The following is an 18,283-nucleotide window of genomic DNA, read 5'->3' on the forward strand; positions in this document are numbered from 1 at the left end:
AAAATCCGAAGGATCCTGAAATATGATTTCCCTCAGTCTATGTATGATCGTAAAAAATGAAGAAGCAGTTCTTGAGAGGATCTTGAAGCCGGTTTCTCAGGTGATGGATGCGATCCTGATCGCAGATACCGGTTCTTCAGACAGAACAAAAGAGATCGCGGAGCAGTATACGTCGCAGGTGTTTGATTTTCCCTGGTGTGATGATTTTTCTGCTCCGCGTAATTTTCTTCTGGAAAAAGTCCGCACCGATTACTGGATGTGGCTGGATGCGGATGATGTCCTGGATGAAGAAAATCTGGAAAAACTGAAGAGTCTTAAAGAAACTCTGAATCCCGGAACAGATGTTGTAATGATGGAATATGCGGCAGGGTTTGACCAGAGCGGGAGAACAACATTTTCTTATTTTCGGGAGCGGATAATGAAAACATCCAGAAATTTCAGATGGAATGGGGCAGTTCATGAAACTGTGATTCCGGAGGGAAATATCATTTATTCAGATGTGGTGATCCGACACCGGAAATGTGGAAAAGGTGATCCGGACCGTAATCTTCGCATTTATGAAAAAATGCTGGCAGGAGGAGAAACGCTGGAACCCAGACATCAGCTTTATTATGGGAGAGAACTGTATTATCATCAGCGGTATCCGGAGGCAGAGGCTGTGCTGGTGGAGTTCCTGAAAAATCCGTCCGGATGGCTGGAAAATAAGATCGATGCCTGTTTTGTACTTGGACAGTGCTACCGGAGAATGGGAGAAAAAAAGTACGCACTGGAAGCTTTTCTGTACAGTCTGACTATGGATGTGCCGAGGGCGGAAATCTGTTGTGAGGTCGGAAAGATTTTTCTGGAAAGAGAGCTTCCCAGACAGGCTGGCTACTGGTACGGGCAGGCGCTTACTGTGCCGTCAGATAAGAAAAAATGTGGATTTTTTATGGCTGAGTGTCATGGATTTGTGCCATATATGCAGCTTTGCGTTTGTTATGATAGGATGGGATGTCCGGAGCAGGCATTCTTTTTTCATAAGAAAGCGAAGGGACTGAAGCCGGAAGATCCGGGAGTATTGTATGATCAGAAATATTTCCGGGAAAAATATGGTCTGGCATAAAAGAAAAGATATCTTTATTGTATTTTTCTGGCAGGGTACAAGCTTGCGGGGATCCTATGCACAGGTAAAAGCTGTTGTCATATACTGTAGGGATAGTTATTTTCCTATGAGGTGATCGAAGAATGCTGTTCAGGCATCGAAAACGTAAGGAAATGGAAATGCAGCAGGACAGTCATGAGGATTTGTCCTGTATGTCCTGTTATGGAAATCATAGTTCCTGTGGATGTGACAGATGTGGAACAAGAGGCTGCCCAGGCCCTGTGGGACCTACAGGACCAACCGGTCCCAGAGGCTGTCCGGGAGTTCCGGGTCCTATGGGTCCTCAGGGACCGCAGGGGGAACCGGGAATACAGGGATATACGGGAGCCACCGGTCCGGTTGGAGCGGCAGGAGCAACAGGAGCCACCGGTCCGGCAGGAGTAACAGGTCCGACGGGAGCAACGGGAGCCACGGGTCCAGCGGGAGCAATGGGAGCGACAGGAGCAACAGGAGCCACGGGTCCAGCGGGAACGACGGGGGTAACAGGTCCGGCTGGTGCGATCGGAGCCACGGGTCCAGCAGGTCCAACAGGAGCCACGGGTCCAGCAGGTCCAACAGGAGCCACTGGTCCTGCAGGAGCAGCCGGAGCCACCGGCCCTGCCGGAACAGTAACCCCGGCAGCTGCTGTTGGAAATGCAACAACGGTAGATGATATTGTGGAGGATTTTAATGCACTTCTTGCAAACCTTCGTGATGCAGGACTCCTGGAAAGATAGTGAAATGATAAACACACGTTACTGTGCGGCTGCGTATTTTATGCAGCCGCTGCATATTCTCCATAAAAATATTTCATTGTAGCTTTCTGACGAAAGGTGCTATAATATTTTTATCTAAGTATGATTATAGGGGATGAAATCGTGAAAAAAAACAAGTATGAGATCGATATGTGCAATGGGTCGATCATGGACAAGCTGATCTCGTTTTCACTGCCGCTGATGCTGTCCGGTATCTTGCAGCTGATGTTCAATGCAGTGGACATTGTGGTAGTGGGACGTTTTAGCGGAAGTGAGGCACTGGCGGCAGTAGGTTCCACCACAGCGTTGATCAATGTGTTTACCAACCTTTTTATCGGGATTTCTCTTGGTGCTAATGTACTGGCAGCCAGATTTTATGCTGCCGGTAAGGATGACGAAATGTCAGAAACAGTACATACATCGATCCTGCTGGCTCTGATCAGCGGGATCATCATGGCAGTTCTGGGAGTGATCTTTGCCAGAATCTGCCTGGAGCTGATGGATACGCCGGAGGATGTGATCGATCTTTCTACTCTTTATATGCGTATCTATTTTCTGGGAATGCCGTTTTTTATGCTGTATAACTATGGCGCAGCAATTCTGCGTGCAGTGGGAGATACCAAGCGGCCGTTGGTGTTTTTGATCATTTCCGGTTGCGCCAATGCGCTTCTGAACTTGTTTTTTGTGATCATTTGTCATTTAAGTGTGGCAGGTGTCGGAATCGGAACCGTGATTTCTCAGCTGATCTCCTGTATCCTTGTTCTCCGATGCCTGTATCAGACAGAGGGAAGCTATCAGCTGCGTTTTTCGAGTCTGTCCATAAATATGGAATATCTGAAACAGATCTTTCAGGTAGGACTTCCTGCAGGAATCCAGAGTACAGTGATCAATTTTTCCAATGTGCTGCTCCAGTCCTCTGTAAACTCTTTTGGCTCCATCGCAATGGCAGGATATACGGCAGCAAACAATATCTTCGGATTTCTGTATGTGTCTGTAAATTCAGTTACCCAGGCCTGCATGAGCTTTACCAGTCAGAATTATGGTGTGCGAAAACCGAAACGTATGGACCGGGTACTTGTTGACTGCATGATCCTGTCCTTTGTCGTATCCTTTGCCATGGGCTGTGGTGCATACTTTTTCGGTCCGCAGCTTCTGAAGATCTATACGGAAGACCCTAAGGTTATCCAATGCGGAATGGAGATTCTTGCCTATACCACAGTTACCTATTTCCTCTGCGGACAGATGGATCTGTTTCCGGGAGCACTGCGCGGAATGGGACGCTCCGGTGTCCCCATGATCCTGTCAATCATCGGAACCGTCGGACTCCGGATCGTATGGATATTCGGAATTTTTCCGGCACACAGATCATTGAAGGTACTGTTTATTTCCTACCCGGCATCCTGGATCTTTACGATCGTTATGCAGGTGATCTGTTTCTGGTTTGTAAGACGGAAGGTACACAGGCAGCTTTTGGGAGAAAATGCATAATAAAAATGATGAGTAGAATATCAGAGAAAGCGGACATAGTTCCGCTTTTCTGCATTTACAGGGGAAATAAAATAAGCCGGTTCAGCGTCTGCTCCTGGACAGCAGACAATGCTTACAGCCTGGAAATTAACTTTATAATCTGAGATTATATTAAGTATCAAAAATATACATTTTAATTATATGATGTTTTGTGTTAGAATATAGGACGAATAGGGCAGCAGAGGAATGACTGCCCTGAAATGGATAACGATCAGAAAGGAACTTGTTTTATGGATAAGGGAACAATTTTTAAATTTCATAATGACCTTGATACCGATCAGATCATTGCATCCCAGTATCTGCTTCTGCCGAATCTGGATGAAATGAAGGGCCACACATTTGAATCACTGGATCCGGATTTTTCCAAAAAGGTTAAACCGGGAGATTTTGTAGTTGGAGGAGAGAACTTCGGATGCGGATCCTCCAGAGAGCAGGCACCGGGTGTTCTTAAGGCACTTGGAGTAAAGGCAGTTATTGCGAAATCTTTTGCCCGTATTTTTTTCCGCAATGCCATTAATATCGGACTTCCGGCAATTGTCTGTAAGGATCTTCCGGATGCTGTGAAGACAGGAGATACCCTGGAGCTTCATATGTCCGAGGGAACTGTTGTTGCCAATGGTAAGACTTATTCCTGCACAAAACTGCCGGAATACATGCAGAATATACTGAATCAGGGCGGCCTTATCGCTTCTCTGAACCGTGAGGAGGAATAAGAGATGGGAATGACGATCGCAGAAAAAATCATCGCGGCAGCGGCTGGAGTGGACAGTGTAAAACCCGGAGATATCTATACAGTTTCACTGGATCATCTGATGAGCAATGACGGAACCACACATCTGACTGTTGATATGTACAACAATAAATTAAAAAATCCTCATATTGCAGATACAAAGAAGCTGGTATTTATCGTAGACCATAACGTACCGTCTGACAGCCCGAAAACAGCGGCATCCCAGAAAAAAATGAGAGATTTTGCAAGAGAAAATAATATTGATTTCTGGGAAGGAAAGGGTGTCTGCCACCAGATCATGATCGAGAATTATGTCCGTCCGGGACAGCTGATCTTCGGTGCTGACAGCCATACCTGTTCCTACGGAGCACTTGGTGCTTTCGGTACCGGTGTAGGATGCACAGATTTCCTTTACGGAATGGTAACCGGAACCTCCTGGGTCATGGTTCCGGAAACCGTAAAATTTAACTTGACAGGGAAGCTTCCTGAGGGTGTTTACGCAAGAGATCTGATCCTTACCATTATCGGTGAGATTGGAGCAAACGGCTGCAACTATCAGGCAATGGAGTTTACCGGTGAGGGCGCCAGAACGTTAAGCATCAGCGACCGTATGGCACTTTGCAACATGGCTGTTGAGGCTGGTGCGAAGACAGGAATCTTTGAGGCTGATGATAAAGCTCTGGAATATCTGAAAGAGCATGGACGTGAGCCAAAAGCGGTATATCACAGCGATCCGGATGCCGTTTACGCAAGAGAGTATACCTTTGATCTTTCAAAAGTCCGTCCGGTTGTAGCGAAGCCAGACTTTGTTGACAATGTGGTTCCGGCTGAGGAAACCTGCGGCATCAAGATCAACGAAGCGTTCCTTGGCTCCTGCAATAACGGCCGTATTGAAGACCTCCGTGTAGGCGCAGAGGTGATCAAAGGCAAAAAAGTTGCAGAGGGAGTTCGTTTCCTGGTTGTTCCTGCAAGCCAGACCATCTATCGTCAGGCATTAAAGGAGGGGCTTATCGATATCTTCATGGAAGCAGGGGCTATTGTTATGAACCCGAACTGCAGTGTATGCTGGGGAAGCTGCCAGGGTGTTATCGGCGAGAATGAGGTTCTGATCAGCACAGGAACCCGTAATTTCAAGGGACGTGCAGGTCATCCGAGCTCCAAGGTTTACCTGGGATCTGCGGCAACAGTTACTGCATCTGCCGTTGCAGGTGAGATCGCAACTGCTGACAGAGTATAAGAGTTTCAGAAAAGATTTAAATAATATATTCAGAAATTATCAGAGGATGATCCGTTTCGGCGTGGGTTCTTATAACAGGGCAGACAGAAAACATTTGCCTGATGATACGGAACGGAATAAACAGGAGATATACATATGGAAGCATTTACAGGAAAAGTATGGGTACTTGGTGATGATATTGATACGGATATCATTATCCCGACGGAGTACCTTGCACTGAAAACCATTGACGATATGAAACAATACGGATTCAGCCCCCTTCGTCCGGAGCTGGCCGGACAGATCCAAAAGGGCGACATTATTGTAGCAGGAAAGAACTTCGGATGCGGATCCTCCCGAGAGCAGGCACCGGAGATCATCAAGGCACTGGGTGTGCAGTGTGTCATTGCGAAATCTTTTGCCCGGATCTTTTTCCGCAACTCCATTAACAACGGCCTTCTTCTTATTGAGCAGCCGGATCTTCATGACAATGTAAAAGAGGGAGATCAGGTTACGGTAGTAATGAATGAGCATGTAGAGCACAATGGAAAACAGTACCCGATCGCTTCTCTTCCGGAGAATCTGATGGATATCATCCAGGCTGGCGGACTGGTAAAAGCCATGCGTAAGCTGAACGGTCTGGACTAAAAAACGGAGAGGAGAGAAATAATGGGCGAGACGATCATTGAAAAAATTATCAGACATAATACAGGCAAGGCAGTAAAGCCTGGTGATATCGTGACGGTCAATGTGGACAGAGTGATGATCCATGATATCTTTATTCCGTTTGTAGCGGAAAAATTTGAGGAGATGGGCTTTCAGAAGCTGTGGGATCCGGACAAGGTTGTTCTGATCTATGACCATCTTGTACCGGCAAGTCAGCAGGATGATACCAGACATTTCCATGTGGGAGATGCTTTTGCAGCTAAATATGGCATGAAAAACGTACACAGAAGTGACGGTATCTGTCATCAGCTTATGACTGAGGCAGGTTATGTTAAACCCGGTAATATTGTATTTGGCACAGACAGCCATACCACGACTTATGGATGTGTCGGTGCGTTTTCTTCCGGCATCGGTTACACAGAGATGGCCAGCATCCTGGGAACAGGAACCATGTGGATCAAGGTTCCGGAAACCATAAAGGTTGTGATCGACGGAGAACTTCCGGAGAATGTCATGTCCAAGGATATCATTCTCCGCCTGATCGGTGACCTTCGTGCAGATGGAGCTACTTACCGTGCTCTGGAATTTTCCGGAAGCACCATTGAAAATATGTCTGTGGCAAGCCGTATGACTATGGCGAATATGGCAATTGAGGCCGGTGCGAAATGTGCACTTTTCACACCGGATGAGAAGACAGCTGCTTACTGCAACGTAGAGCTTGATGATTATCAGAAGAGTCTTGTGGGAGATGAGGATGCTGTCTGCATGAAGACCATAACTTATAAGGCAGAGGATTTTGTGCCGGTAATGGCATGTCCGTCTCAGGTGGACAAGATCCGTGATGTCAGTGAGCTTCAGGGCGAGACCATCGATCAGGTATTCATCGGTTCCTGCACCAACGGACGTCTGGAGGACCTTATGGCGGCAGCAGAGGTGCTGAAGGGCAAAAAGGTTGCAGACTTTGTAAAGCTGATCGTGACTCCTGCCAGCCGCAAAATTTACCGTCAGGCTATTGAGCTTGGCATTCTGGATACTCTTGCGGAAGCAGGGGCTATCATTACACATCCGGGCTGCGGACTTTGCTGCGGAAGGACCGGCGGAATCCTGACAGACGGTGAAAAGGTCGTGGCAACCAACAATCGTAATTTCCTGGGACGTATGGGAACTTCCAAGGTTCAGATCTATCTGGCATCTCCGAAAACAGCAGCCGCCTGTGCCGTTGCTGGCAAGATCGTAATGCCGGAATAAGAAGCAGAAGATCCTGAGAGAAATACTGCTGCCAGAAACAGATAAAGAAACGTATGAGAAAGACAGATTTTCGCAGAGGCGTCAGTCTGTCTTTTTTTACCGGATCAGAGGGATTCGGGATAAGTCATTTTTACAGAAAATGGGATTTATTGTATTATAATAGCAGCCAGTGTGACAACATAACATATATTACATAAGACTCGAGGGATAAGGGTATGGAGAAAAGATCAACCATCAGTAAAAAGACACTGAAGATCATACTCGGGATCTGCATTGGCGTAACGATCCTGGCAGTGGCAGGGTTATTTGTCTATACATACTTGGCAGATCACAATACGCTGGGACGGAAGATTTCCATATGGGGAGTGGATGTTTCCGGACTGGATGCAAAGCAGGCAGAAGAAAAGATCACTGCGGAATTTGCAGATCGTCCGGTATCCTTTCAGGAAAATGATCAGGAAGTTTACAGTATAACTCTGAAAGATCTTGGATACAGTCTCAATGAAGAAGATCTTTTGAATAAGCTTACAGAACTTCAGAAACAGAGAGAAGAGAACCGGAAAATTTTCCCAAAGGAAGAAAATGTCAATCTGGAATGTCAGATCGAGGAAAATGAGGAACAGGAAAAACAGGCTCTGGATCTTTCCAATTTTGGTGCAGAAGGAAGAAAAGCTTCCACCGATGCATCTATCCAGTACAATGAGGAGAAAAAAGAATTCACGCTTGTAAAACAGACGCAGGGTACAGAAATTGATCCAGATAAACTGGAAACTACGGTAGACACAAACCTGGATGCGGCATTTGATACATCTCTTCTGGGGGATGTCATCACAGTGCCATTGAACAAACATGTATATGTCAGTCCAACAGTAACAGCAACAGAAGATATGAAGAATAAAGTCACAAGCCTGAACAGCCAGCTGAAAAAATATCGGAGTGCCACAGTGACTTACACATTTGGAAGCGAGACTGTTGTGCTGGATTCCGATACCATCAGTTCCTGGCTGAAAGCAGAAGGAGATACACTGACACTGGATGAAGACGCTATCAAAACTTATATCAGTGACCTCGCTAACAAATATAATACCATTTATGTTCCACGTACGTTCCATACATCTGCAGGAAAAGATGTGACAATTGAGGGAAATGAGTATGGATACCGGATTGACCAGGACGGAGAGTACACACAGCTTATAGAAAATCTGAAAAGCGGTACCGCAGTTACCCGGGATCCCGTTTACAGCAAAACCGGTTATCAAAGAAATGGAACAGACGATCTTGCAGGCAGCTACATAGAAGTCAGCCTGGATGCTCAGCATCTGTGGCTTTACAAGGATGGAAACCTTGTGACAGAAACAGATATTGTCAGCGGCAAGCCGGTGAAGGGGCGTGAAACATATCGTGGTGCATGGCCGATCGCATACAAAGCAAGTCCCTATAATCTGTCAAGCTCTGAGTATGGATACAACGTAAAGGTTAATTACTGGATGCCTTTTGTCTACGGACAGGGACTTCATGATGCGTCCTGGCAGTCATCCTTTGGTGGGAACCGTTATAAAACCAACGGAAGCCACGGCTGCATCAATCTGCCTAAGGATCAGGCAGCACTGATCTATAACACTATTGATGCTGGTTATCCGATCATTATTTACTGATAGGAGCAAAAAAGCTTCGGAGAGATCCGGAGCTTTTTTTATGCCCGAAAATGAAAATTATCATGGAAGTAGGATCGTAAATGATAAGGTTTTTCAAAAGTACGTTAAAAAAAACACAAAAAATATCGAAAAAGCCTTGTCGAAACAGAAATAACGTGATATGATGATTTCGGAAATCGAGCTAATACACTTCTTAATTGCGGAGGAAGAGTGTTTTTCTCTTTTATTTGGGTGAAAATTGATAAAAAAACTCAAATAAGTGTTAGTTGAGATTTCATTTTTTTATTCATGTATTGTTAAAAAAAAGACAATATATGAACGAGAATATCTACTATAAACGTCAGATTTTAGACTAAGAAAGGATAATGAAAGGTATGAAGTACAGTTATTATCCGGGTTGCACCCTGAGAACAAAGGCCAGAGATCTGGATGAGTATGCCAGAGCCAGTGCCACAGCCCTTGGGTTTGAGCTTGAGGAGATCGAGGACTGGCAGTGCTGTGGTGGTGTTTATCCACTTGGCACAGATGAGATTGCCACAAAGCTTTCTTCCGTCCGTGCGCTGAACCAGGCAAAAGAAAAAGGCCAGGATCTGGTGACGATCTGTTCAGCCTGTCATCATGTGATCAAGCGTGTCAATGATGATATGAAAAATGTGGAAGATATCCGGACCAGAGCCAACAATTATATGCAGCTGGAAGCTCCCTATGAAGGAGAGACAACCGTTCTCCATTATCTGGAGGTTCTCCGGGACAGAGTCGGTTTTGATAAACTGAAAGAAAAAGTAGTAAATCCTCTTACCGGAAAGAAGATCGGAGCCTATTACGGATGTCTGCTTCTGAGACCTGGAAAGATCATGGCATTTGATGATCCGGAAAATCCAAGGATCATGGAAGACTTTATCCGTGCTCTTGGCGCTGAGCCTGTGATCTATCCTTACAGAAATGAATGCTGTGGAGGATATATATCCCTGAAAGAAAATGAAATGTCACAGAATATGTGTGAAAAGATTGAAGAAAGCGCAGCAGGCTTTGGCGCAGATATGCTGATCACTGCCTGTCCGCTCTGCAAATACAATCTGAATAAAAATTCCGGAAATAAAATGCCGGTTTACTATTTTACAGAGCTTCTGGCAGAAGCCCTTGGCGTCAAAGAGGAGGTGGCAAAATGAGAGATAACCATTCTGCTGCGGAAAAAATAAAGGAGATCAGCGGGACCAATCCTCTGAAATGTATGAAGTGTGGCAAATGCTCTGCTACCTGCCCATCCTTTGACGAGATGGATATCAGGCCTCATCAGTTTGTGTCCTACGTGATCAGTGAAAATATCGAAGCACTTGTAAATTCAGCATCCCTGTGGAAATGTCTTTCCTGTTTTGCCTGTGTGGAGCGCTGTCCGCGAGACGTAAAACCCGGAAAGATCATTGACGGGGCAAGACAGCTGGTTGTTCGGGAAAAGGGCGGAGACTATCTTTCACCAAATGAAATTCCGGAGCTTCTTGATCCGGAGCTTCCTCAGCAGCTGCTTGTAAGTGCGTTCAGAAGATACAGGAGGTGAGAAAGTGCAGAGAATCGGTGTATTTGTCTGTCATTGCGGAAGTAATATTGCCGCTACGGTAGACGTGAAAAAGGTTGTGGAGATCATTGCAAAAGAGCCAGGAGTTGTCCATGCAGAAGATTATCAGTATATGTGTTCCGAAGCAGGACAGTCCAGGATCCAGGAAGCCATCCGTGAAAAAAATCTCACAGGAGTGGTTGTCTGTTCCTGTTCTCCGCGTATGCATGAGGCAACTTTCCGTAAAGCAGCGGAAAAGGCCGGCCTGAATCCATATATGGTGGAGATCGCAAATATCCGTGAGCATTGTTCCTGGATCCACAAGGATATGCAGGAGGCTACGGAGAAGGCCGTGATCCTTGCAAGAGCAGCAGTAGCAAAGGTAAATTTAAACGCTCCTCTTCAGCCGGGAGAAAGCCAGGTTACAAAGAGAGCCCTGATCATCGGAGGCGGTATCGCCGGAATCCAGACGGCTCTTGATATTGCCGATGCAGGCTATGAAGTTGATATTGTGGAAAAAACACCAAGTATCGGCGGAAGAATGTCACAGCTTGACAAAACCTTCCCTACTCTGGATTGCTCCGCATGTATCCTTACTCCAAAAATGGTGGAGGCTGCAGCTCACGAAAAGATCAATATCTATACATACAGTGAAGTAGAAAAAGTTGCAGGTTTTGTAGGAGATTTTACTGTTGATATCCGCAAAAAAGCGCGAAGTGTCAACATGGACAAATGTACAGGCTGTGGAGTCTGCCAGGAAAAATGTCCTTCCAAAAAGATTCCAAATGAGTTCAACAGAGGGCTGAACAACCGGTCAGCTATTTATACTCCGTTTGCACAGGCGATTCCAAATGTTCCTGTGATCGACAGAGAGCATTGTCTGAAATTTAAGACAGGCAAATGTGGTGTCTGTTCCAAAGTATGTCAGGCAGGAGCCATTGATTACGATCAGCAGGATGAGATCGTAACACAGAAATACGGAGCGATCGTGGTGGCAACCGGATTTGATACCATCAAGCTTGACAAATATGATGAATACGCATACAGCCAGAGCAAGGATGTGATCACATCTCTGGAGCTGGAGCGTATTATGAATGCTGCAGGACCTACAAAAGGACATCTTGAGCGCCTTTCCGATGGAAAAGCACCGAAGGAGATCGTATTTATCCAGTGTGTTGGAAGCCGTTGCTCCGATGACCGTGGAAAGCCATACTGTTCCAAGATCTGCTGTATGTACACAGCTAAGCATGCCATGCTGATCCGTGATAAATATCCGGATACCAATGTGACGGTATTTTATATTGATGTCCGTACACCTGGTAAAAACTTCGATGAGTTTTACAGAAGAGCAGTTGAGCAGTATAGCGTAAACTACATCAAAGGTCAGGTAGGAAAAGTAATCCCGCAGCCGGATGGAACACTTCTTGTTCAGGGCTCGGATCTTCTTGATAATAAGCAGATCTTCAAGAAAGCAGATATGGTAGTTCTTGCAACAGCCATTGAGCCAAATCCGGACGTACGTAAGATCGCTACCATGCTTACTGCAAGTATTGATACCAACAATTTCCTTACAGAAGCTCATGCAAAGCTTCGTCCTGTAGAATCACCGACAGCAGGAATTTTCCTTTCCGGTGTATGCCAGGGACCAAAGGATATACCGGAGACAGTTGCCCAGGCAGGAGCTGCGGCTGTAAAGGCCATAGGGCTTCTTGCAAAGGACAAGCTGACAACCAATCCATGTACGGCAAGATCCGACGAGCTTCTCTGTAACGGATGCTCTACCTGTGCAAATGTATGTCCTTACGGAGCGATTTCCTATGAGGAGAAACAGGTCAACGATCACGGTATCCGTGAGACAAGAAGAGTTGCGGTTGTCAATACAGCACTTTGCCAGGGCTGCGGTGCCTGCACAGTAGCCTGCCCGTCAGGAGCCATGGACCTTCAGGGCTTCTCCAACAGACAGATTATCGCGGAGGTGGATGCAATATGTCGATAGAAACAAAGGAAGAATTCAGACCAAAGATCGTGGCATTCTGCTGTAACTGGTGCAGCTACGCCGGAGCAGACCTTGCCGGAAGCAGCCGTTTGAGCTATCCGGCGGATGTAAAGATCATCCGTGTTCCATGTTCCTGCCGTGTCAATCCCATGTTCATCCTCCGTGCCTTTGAAAAAGGAGCCGATGGTGTGATCATGTGCGGATGCCATCCGGGAGACTGCCATTACAGTACCGGAAACTATTATGCAAGAAGACGTATGACACTTCTGTTTTCAATGCTGGATTATATTGGGGTGGAAAACGGAAGAACACGTGTGGAATGGGTATCTGCCGCAGAAGGCGTGAAATTTTCACAGACTATGAATGAGTTTGTTGAGAAGATCCATTCACTTGGTAAAAACGTGAGATTGGAGGATATAAGATGCAGGAGCTGATAAAACGTGCAAAAGAACTGCTTGCAGATGGCACGGTAGTCCGGGTTCTTGGGTGGAAAGCCGGAGATCTTGCCTTTAATCCGGAACCAGCCTATTTTGAAACACCGGAATCTCTGGAGGATTTTGTCTATGATGGATTCTGCGGTGCCAATTTAAGCAAATATATGATCGAAGCTTCCAAGCTGGAAGGAAAAACCATGGTCTGTCTGAAGCCCTGCGATACATACAGCTTTAACCAGCTTCTGAAAGAGCATCGTGTAGACAGAGAAAAAGCCTATATCGTAGGTGTTGGCTGTAAAGGAAAGCTGGATATTGAAAAGATCCGCAAAATGGGGGTCAAGGGTATCCGGGGAATTTCCGGAGCAGAGATTACCGGAGATGCAGAGACCTTGACTGTGGATACTGTTTACGGAGAAAAAACCTGTGCATACAAAGATGCCATGCTGGAACGCTGCCATGTATGTAAAGGAAAAGAGCATAAAATTTACGATGAACTGATCGGTGAGTCAAAGGAGACAAAGGACGCTGACCGTTTCGCAGAAGTTGAGCGGATCGAGGCAATGAGTCCGGAAGAAAAATTTGCATTCTGGCAGAGCGAGCTGAGTAAATGTATCCGCTGTAATGCCTGCCGTAATGTATGTCCGGCCTGCAGCTGCCGCAAATGCGTTTTTGACAGCAACAAGTTCGACAGCGCCCAGAAGGCAAACGTGGATTCCTTTGAGGAAAAGATGTTCCATGTGATCCGTGCCTTCCATGTAGCCGGAAGATGTACGGACTGTGGCGAGTGCAGCAGAGTCTGCCCGCAGGGAATTCCCCTTCATCTGTTTAACCGTAAGTTTATCAAGGATATTGATGCGTTTTACGGTGAGTATCAGGCAGGCGAGGATGCGGAGTCAAAGGGTCCGCTTACCAGCTTTACCTTTGAGGATGTAGAGCCAGGGATCGTGGCAGAAAGGGGATAATGTATGTATAAGATCGCAGTAGAAAATCTGCCGGCATTATTCCGGAAAATTGCCGCAGACCAGGAATTATATTTACCGTTAAAGGTAAGTGAGCAGGTGAACTTCAAGGCATGGAGTGAGGATGCAGAAGTTTCCCTTGAAACACTGAAAACCGTGAAATCACCGAAGGATGCATTCTTTCCGCAGAGTGAAAATCTCTATACCTGTAAAAAAGACGGAAAAAATATCAGCATTGAGCCTCAGGCACTGAAAGACCAGAATTTTGTTGTATTCGGAATGAGAGCCTGTGATGTACAGGGTGTGAAGGTTCTCGACAAGGTATTCCTTGGGGATCCGGTGGATACTTTTTACCAGGCAAGAAGAGAACACGGAACCATCGTAGCTCTTGCCTGTCATGAACCGGAGGAAAGCTGCTTCTGTAAAGTATTTGGCATTGATGCCGCAGATCCGGAAGCAGATGTTGCAGCCTGGATCATCGAGGGAGAGCTTTTCTGGAAGCCTCTCACAGAAAAGGGAAATGCTCTGACAGAAGCTGTGAAGGAGCTTTTGGCAGATGCTGATGAGACAAAGGTAGAAGAGGAGAAGAAGGCGATCCGTGGCATTATCGAGCTTCTTCCATATACACATCTTTCACTGGAAGGATGGGCGCAGGAAGAATACATGGACCGTTTCAATTCTCCTGTATGGGAGAAACTGTACAAGCCTTGTCTTGCCTGCGGAACCTGTACCTTCGTATGTCCGACCTGTCAGTGCTATGACATTAAGGATTACGACACAGGGCACGGTGTTCACCGTTACCGCTGCTGGGATTCCTGCATGTACTCTGATTTTACCATGATGGCTCACGGAAACAACCGTACCAGCCAGATGCAGAGATTCCGTCAGAGATTTATGCATAAGCTTGTTTATTATCCGTTAAATAATGACGGCATGTTCTCCTGTGTTGGCTGCGGCCGCTGCGTGGAGAAATGTCCGGAATCTTTAAATATCGTAAAAGTCATCAAGGCCTTTGAAAAACAGGGAGGTGAAAAGAATGAGTGAATGTACCTGTCATAAAAATTATACACTGGATACGCTGATCCCAAAGGTTGGCGTGATCACAGATATCCGTCAGGAGACACCGGATGTAAAAACCTTCCGTGTGGAAGCTCCGGAGGGTGGAAAGCTTTTCGAGCATATGCCAGGACAGTGTGCCATGGTCTGTGTGCCAGGCGTCAGTGAAGGTATGTTTTCCATTACTTCTTCTCCGACTGTAAAGGATTATCAGGAATTCAGCATCAAAAAATGCGGATCCCTTACCGATTATCTCCACAGCCTTCAGGTTGGAGATGAGATCGCAGTCCGCGGACCATACGGAAATCATTTTCCGGTGGAAGATAAGTTAAAGGGAAAAAATCTCCTGTTCATCGCAGGTGGAATCGGTCTGGCACCTCTTCGTTCCGTGATCAATTATGTGCTGGATAACCGTGAGGATTACAGAACAGTAGATATTCTCTATGGTTCCCGTTCCGCAGATGATCTGGTGCAGCTTAAGGAAATCCAGGAAGTATGGATGAAAACAGAAGGTGTAAATGTATATCTTACCATTGACCGCGAGCAGGAAGGCTGGGACGGTCATGTGGGATTTGTTCCGAATTATCTGAAGGAGATTGGTTTTGATACCAATAAGACCGCTCTGGTCTGCGGTCCGCCGATCATGATCAAATTTGTTCTGGCAGGACTGGAAGAGCTGGGCTTCTCCAGAGATCAGGTATATACCACACTGGAGCTTCGTATGAAATGCGGTGTCGGAAAATGCGGCCGCTGCAACATCGGAGACAAATACGTCTGCAAAGACGGCCCGGTATTTAGGTGTGATGAGGTTGATGAATTACCTAATGAGTACTAAGTTATAGATTGCACTTTAAGAAACTTTCAAATATATGCGCTGGTTATAGCCAGTACACAGCCATGTGGAACAGCCATCTCGCTAAGATGCCCATTTTAGGAGCGGTTTCAGCAGAGCGTTGCGACGGGCACGTGTGAGATGGCTGTTTCACATGGCGTACGATTTGGATAAAAGAAAGGACACCAACATGGAAAATAATATGGTAAACGTATATTTTTTCGGTAAAAAATACAGCGTTCCCGGTGATCTGACCATTATGACAGCTATGGAATATGCCGGTTATACATTAAAAAGAGGATGCGGCTGCAGACACGGATTCTGCGGTGCCTGCGCGACCATCTACAGGATCAAGGGACAGAATGAGCTGAAAACCTGTCTCGCCTGTCAGACACAGGTGCAGGAGGGAATGTATGTGGCAAGTATCCCGTTCTTCCCTACAGACAAGAGACTTTATAATATAGAAGATCTTAAGCCGAACCAGCAGGTAATGATGGAGCTTTATCCGGAGATCTACAGTTGCATCGGATGCAATGCCTGCACAAAGGCCTGTACACAGGACTTAAATGTCATGCAGTATATTGCATATGCGCAGAGAGGCGAGTTTGAAAAATGTGCAGAGGAATCCTTTGACTGTGTAAGCTGCGGCTGCTGTTCCGTAAGATGTCCGGCAGGAATTTCCCATCCGATGGTAGGCCTTCTGGCAAGACGTCTCACCGGAAAATATATTGCGCCGAAAAGCGAGCATCTGGAGAAACGTGTGGAAGAGATCCACGAGGGCAAATTTGACGATATGATCGAGAAGATCATGCAGAAGCCGATCACAGAGATGCAGGAACTTTACAACAGCAGAGAAATCGAGAAGTAGGAGGGCGTAAAACATGTATGCACCATATCCAGAAAATATGATGGAATCCATCAAAAAGGTAGAGGCTACAAGAGCGGAGCGTATGGCAACAGAGCCAAGACGTCTGAGTGCAGATGAGAAAGATGCTCTTCTCAAAAAATTCCATCCGGACTATAACCCGGATGCATTTGCAGAGATCAAGGTAGGACCGAACAAGGGACAGAAAGCACCACTGGAACTGACAAAAATGCTCCATTCAGAAAGCCGTCTGCTCAACGAAAAAATCGATCTTACAAAAATTGATTATGATGTAGATGTACTGATCATCGGCGGTGGTGGAGCAGGCTCTTCCTGTGCCATCGAGGCTCACAACGCAGGTGCCAACGTTATGATCGTTACAAAGCTTCGTATCGGTGATGCCAACACCATGATGGCAGAAGGCGGGATCCAGGCAGCAGATAAAGAAAATGATTCCCCGGTACAGCATTATCTGGACTGCTTTGGAGGCGGACATTTTGCCGCAAAACCGGAGCTGGTAAAAAGACTGGTAATGGAAGCTCCGGATGCGATCAAATGGCTCAACGACCTTGGTGTTGAGTTTGATAAATCAGAAGACGGAACCATGGTCACTACACATGGCGGCGGTACATCCAGAAAGAGAATGCATGCTGCAAAGGATTATTCCGGATCAGAGATCATGCGTACTATCCGTGATGAGGTCTTAAATCTTAAGATCCCGGTAGTGGAATTTACCTCCGCTGTAGAACTTCTGAAGGATGAAAAAGGTCAGACTGCCGGTGCAGTTCTTCTCAACATGGAAACCGGAGACTATTCCGTTGCAAGAGCAAAAACAGTTGTAATTGCAACCGGTGGTGCAGGAAGAATGCATTACCAGGGATTCCCGACCTCCAATCACTACGGAGCAACTGCTGACGGACTCGTACTTGGCTACAGAGCAGGTGCTTCCCTTCTTTACCAGGATTCTATCCAGTATCATCCAACAGGTGCGATCTATCCGTCACAGATCCTTGGTGCACTGGTAACAGAGAAGGTTCGTTCCGTTGGTGCACAGCTTGTTAACGCAAACGGAGAAGCTTATATTCATCCGCTGGAAACCCGTGACGTAAATGCTTCCGGCGTTATTCGCGAGTGTGAGGAAGGCCGTGGCGTGGAAGTGCCAGGTGGACGAAAGGGTGTATGGCTGGATACTCCGATGATCGAGATCCTGGGCGGTGAGGGAACTATCGAAAAGAGGATCCCTGCCATGTTCCGTATGTACATGAATTACGGCATTGATATGAGAAAAGTCCCGATCGTGATCTATCCGACCCTTCATTATCAGAACGGCGGACTTGAGATCAACGGAGACGGCTTTACAAAAGAAATCCCGAACCTTCTGGTTGCAGGAGAGGCAGCAGGCGGAATCCACGGAAGAAACCGACTGATGGGCAACTCTCTTCTTGATGTAATTGTATTCGGACGAAATGCAGGTAAAAAAGCAGCTGCCAAATGCAAAGAGGTAGAGCTTGGTACAATGAACCTGGATCATATCAGAAAATATGAAGAGGAACTGAAAAATGCAGGAGTTGATACAGGAGACGTATCTCCCATGCTTCTGCCGAAATATGCCCGCCACGAACGTTAAGTTAAAAATATGTTATGATAATAAAAACATATGAGATAAGCGAAA

Annotated in this window: 17 protein-coding genes; all 17 read left to right on the forward strand. The window is 46.3% G+C overall.

Going from position 1 to position 18,283, the window contains the following annotated elements; all coding sequences use genetic code 11:
- The first annotated feature begins 22 nt into the window (after nucleotides 1-22).
- The 17 genes from V9W66_RS17265 (at nucleotide 23) to V9W66_RS17345 (ending at nucleotide 18,238) form a co-directional block, all read left to right on the forward strand.
- Nucleotides 23-1,102 (forward strand): tetratricopeptide repeat-containing glycosyltransferase family 2 protein, encoded by a 1,080-nt coding sequence (locus V9W66_RS17265; RefSeq protein ID WP_144095596.1) that lies wholly within the window; start codon nucleotides 23-25, stop codon nucleotides 1,100-1,102.
- Nucleotides 1,103-1,224: 122 nt separating this feature from the next.
- Nucleotides 1,225-1,857, forward strand: a complete 633-nt coding sequence (locus V9W66_RS17270; RefSeq protein ID WP_144095597.1) for a collagen-like protein — start codon at nucleotides 1,225-1,227, stop codon at nucleotides 1,855-1,857.
- A 120-nt stretch (nucleotides 1,858-1,977) separates the two neighbouring features.
- Complete coding sequence (locus V9W66_RS17275) at nucleotides 1,978-3,363, forward strand: MATE family efflux transporter (RefSeq protein WP_144095599.1); 1,386 nt, start codon at nucleotides 1,978-1,980, stop codon at nucleotides 3,361-3,363.
- Nucleotides 3,364-3,632: 269 nt separating this feature from the next.
- On the forward strand, nucleotides 3,633-4,115 hold the full coding sequence (gene leuD / locus V9W66_RS17280) for a 3-isopropylmalate dehydratase small subunit (protein WP_144095601.1): 483 nt from the start codon (nucleotides 3,633-3,635) through the stop codon (nucleotides 4,113-4,115).
- A 3-nt stretch (nucleotides 4,116-4,118) separates the two neighbouring features.
- Nucleotides 4,119-5,369 carry a 3-isopropylmalate dehydratase large subunit gene (locus V9W66_RS17285; protein ID WP_138277378.1) on the forward strand — a complete coding sequence of 417 codons (1,251 nt, stop codon included), beginning with the start codon at nucleotides 4,119-4,121 and terminating at the stop codon, nucleotides 5,367-5,369.
- Between the two features lie 135 nt (nucleotides 5,370-5,504).
- A complete protein-coding gene (locus V9W66_RS17290; RefSeq protein WP_015524680.1) occupies nucleotides 5,505-5,996 on the forward strand; it encodes a 3-isopropylmalate dehydratase small subunit in 492 nt (163 codons plus the stop codon).
- A gap of 21 nt (nucleotides 5,997-6,017) precedes the next feature.
- Nucleotides 6,018-7,262 carry a 3-isopropylmalate dehydratase large subunit gene (locus V9W66_RS17295; protein ID WP_144095603.1) on the forward strand — a complete coding sequence of 415 codons (1,245 nt, stop codon included), beginning with the start codon at nucleotides 6,018-6,020 and terminating at the stop codon, nucleotides 7,260-7,262.
- A gap of 215 nt (nucleotides 7,263-7,477) precedes the next feature.
- A complete protein-coding gene (locus V9W66_RS17300) occupies nucleotides 7,478-8,917 on the forward strand; it encodes a L,D-transpeptidase family protein (RefSeq protein ID WP_144095605.1) in 1,440 nt (479 codons plus the stop codon).
- A gap of 374 nt (nucleotides 8,918-9,291) precedes the next feature.
- Nucleotides 9,292-10,086 carry a CoB--CoM heterodisulfide reductase iron-sulfur subunit B family protein gene (locus V9W66_RS17305; protein ID WP_144095607.1) on the forward strand — a complete coding sequence of 265 codons (795 nt, stop codon included), beginning with the start codon at nucleotides 9,292-9,294 and terminating at the stop codon, nucleotides 10,084-10,086.
- Nucleotides 10,083-10,472, forward strand: coding sequence for a 4Fe-4S dicluster domain-containing protein (locus V9W66_RS17310; protein ID WP_144095609.1), 390 nt, complete (start codon nucleotides 10,083-10,085; stop codon nucleotides 10,470-10,472). Before V9W66_RS17305 ends, V9W66_RS17310 begins: the two co-directional genes overlap by 4 nt.
- Before the next feature lie 4 nt (nucleotides 10,473-10,476).
- Entirely contained in the window at nucleotides 10,477-12,465 is a 1,989-nt protein-coding gene (locus V9W66_RS17315) for a CoB--CoM heterodisulfide reductase iron-sulfur subunit A family protein (protein ID WP_114002620.1), read from the forward strand.
- Nucleotides 12,456-12,899 (forward strand): hydrogenase iron-sulfur subunit, encoded by a 444-nt coding sequence (locus V9W66_RS17320; protein WP_015524686.1) that lies wholly within the window; start codon nucleotides 12,456-12,458, stop codon nucleotides 12,897-12,899. Before V9W66_RS17315 ends, V9W66_RS17320 begins: the two co-directional genes overlap by 10 nt.
- Nucleotides 12,887-13,861 (forward strand): 4Fe-4S dicluster domain-containing protein, encoded by a 975-nt coding sequence (locus V9W66_RS17325; protein ID WP_144095611.1) that lies wholly within the window; start codon nucleotides 12,887-12,889, stop codon nucleotides 13,859-13,861. Before V9W66_RS17320 ends, V9W66_RS17325 begins: the two co-directional genes overlap by 13 nt.
- A gap of 3 nt (nucleotides 13,862-13,864) precedes the next feature.
- Complete coding sequence (locus tag V9W66_RS17330; protein WP_144095613.1) at nucleotides 13,865-14,902, forward strand: 4Fe-4S dicluster domain-containing protein; 1,038 nt, start codon at nucleotides 13,865-13,867, stop codon at nucleotides 14,900-14,902.
- The gene (locus tag V9W66_RS17335) at nucleotides 14,895-15,749 is read left to right on the forward strand and encodes an FAD/NAD(P)-binding protein (protein ID WP_144095615.1); all 855 of its coding nucleotides are present in this window, start codon (nucleotides 14,895-14,897) and stop codon (nucleotides 15,747-15,749) included. Before V9W66_RS17330 ends, V9W66_RS17335 begins: the two co-directional genes overlap by 8 nt.
- A 187-nt stretch (nucleotides 15,750-15,936) precedes the next feature.
- Nucleotides 15,937-16,614, forward strand: coding sequence for a 4Fe-4S dicluster domain-containing protein (locus V9W66_RS17340; protein ID WP_144095621.1), 678 nt, complete (start codon nucleotides 15,937-15,939; stop codon nucleotides 16,612-16,614).
- A 13-nt stretch (nucleotides 16,615-16,627) separates the two neighbouring features.
- Nucleotides 16,628-18,238, forward strand: coding sequence for an FAD-dependent oxidoreductase (locus tag V9W66_RS17345; protein WP_144095617.1), 1,611 nt, complete (start codon nucleotides 16,628-16,630; stop codon nucleotides 18,236-18,238).
- Nucleotides 18,239-18,283: the final 45 nt, after the last annotated feature.

The organism is Blautia massiliensis (ex Durand et al. 2017) (assembly GCF_051861785.1).
Classification (GTDB): domain Bacteria; phylum Bacillota; class Clostridia; order Lachnospirales; family Lachnospiraceae; genus Blautia_A; species Blautia_A luti_A.

Bases quoted from the DNA above. Each gene is read 5' to 3' on its own strand.
- V9W66_RS17325 (WP_144095611.1), top strand. From the start codon at position 12,887: ATGCAGGAGCTGATAAAACGTGCAAAAGAACTGCTTGCAGATGGCACG.
- V9W66_RS17285 (WP_138277378.1), top strand. From the start codon at position 4,119: ATGGGAATGACGATCGCAGAAAAAATCATCGCGGCAGCGGCTGGAGTG.
- V9W66_RS17340 (WP_144095621.1), top strand. From the start codon at position 15,937: ATGGAAAATAATATGGTAAACGTATATTTTTTCGGTAAAAAATACAGC.
- leuD (WP_144095601.1), top strand. From the start codon at position 3,633: ATGGATAAGGGAACAATTTTTAAATTTCATAATGACCTTGATACCGAT.
- V9W66_RS17270 (WP_144095597.1), top strand. From the start codon at position 1,225: ATGCTGTTCAGGCATCGAAAACGTAAGGAAATGGAAATGCAGCAGGAC.
- V9W66_RS17345 (WP_144095617.1), top strand. From the start codon at position 16,628: ATGTATGCACCATATCCAGAAAATATGATGGAATCCATCAAAAAGGTA.
- V9W66_RS17295 (WP_144095603.1), top strand. From the start codon at position 6,018: ATGGGCGAGACGATCATTGAAAAAATTATCAGACATAATACAGGCAAG.
- V9W66_RS17310 (WP_144095609.1), top strand. From the start codon at position 10,083: ATGAGAGATAACCATTCTGCTGCGGAAAAAATAAAGGAGATCAGCGGG.
- V9W66_RS17300 (WP_144095605.1), top strand. From the start codon at position 7,478: ATGGAGAAAAGATCAACCATCAGTAAAAAGACACTGAAGATCATACTC.
- V9W66_RS17265 (WP_144095596.1), top strand. From the start codon at position 23: ATGATTTCCCTCAGTCTATGTATGATCGTAAAAAATGAAGAAGCAGTT.
- V9W66_RS17290 (WP_015524680.1), top strand. From the start codon at position 5,505: ATGGAAGCATTTACAGGAAAAGTATGGGTACTTGGTGATGATATTGAT.
- V9W66_RS17275 (WP_144095599.1), top strand. From the start codon at position 1,978: ATGATTATAGGGGATGAAATCGTGAAAAAAAACAAGTATGAGATCGAT.
- V9W66_RS17320 (WP_015524686.1), top strand. From the start codon at position 12,456: ATGTCGATAGAAACAAAGGAAGAATTCAGACCAAAGATCGTGGCATTC.
- V9W66_RS17305 (WP_144095607.1), top strand. From the start codon at position 9,292: ATGAAGTACAGTTATTATCCGGGTTGCACCCTGAGAACAAAGGCCAGA.
- V9W66_RS17335 (WP_144095615.1), top strand. From the start codon at position 14,895: ATGAGTGAATGTACCTGTCATAAAAATTATACACTGGATACGCTGATC.
- V9W66_RS17330 (WP_144095613.1), top strand. From the start codon at position 13,865: ATGTATAAGATCGCAGTAGAAAATCTGCCGGCATTATTCCGGAAAATT.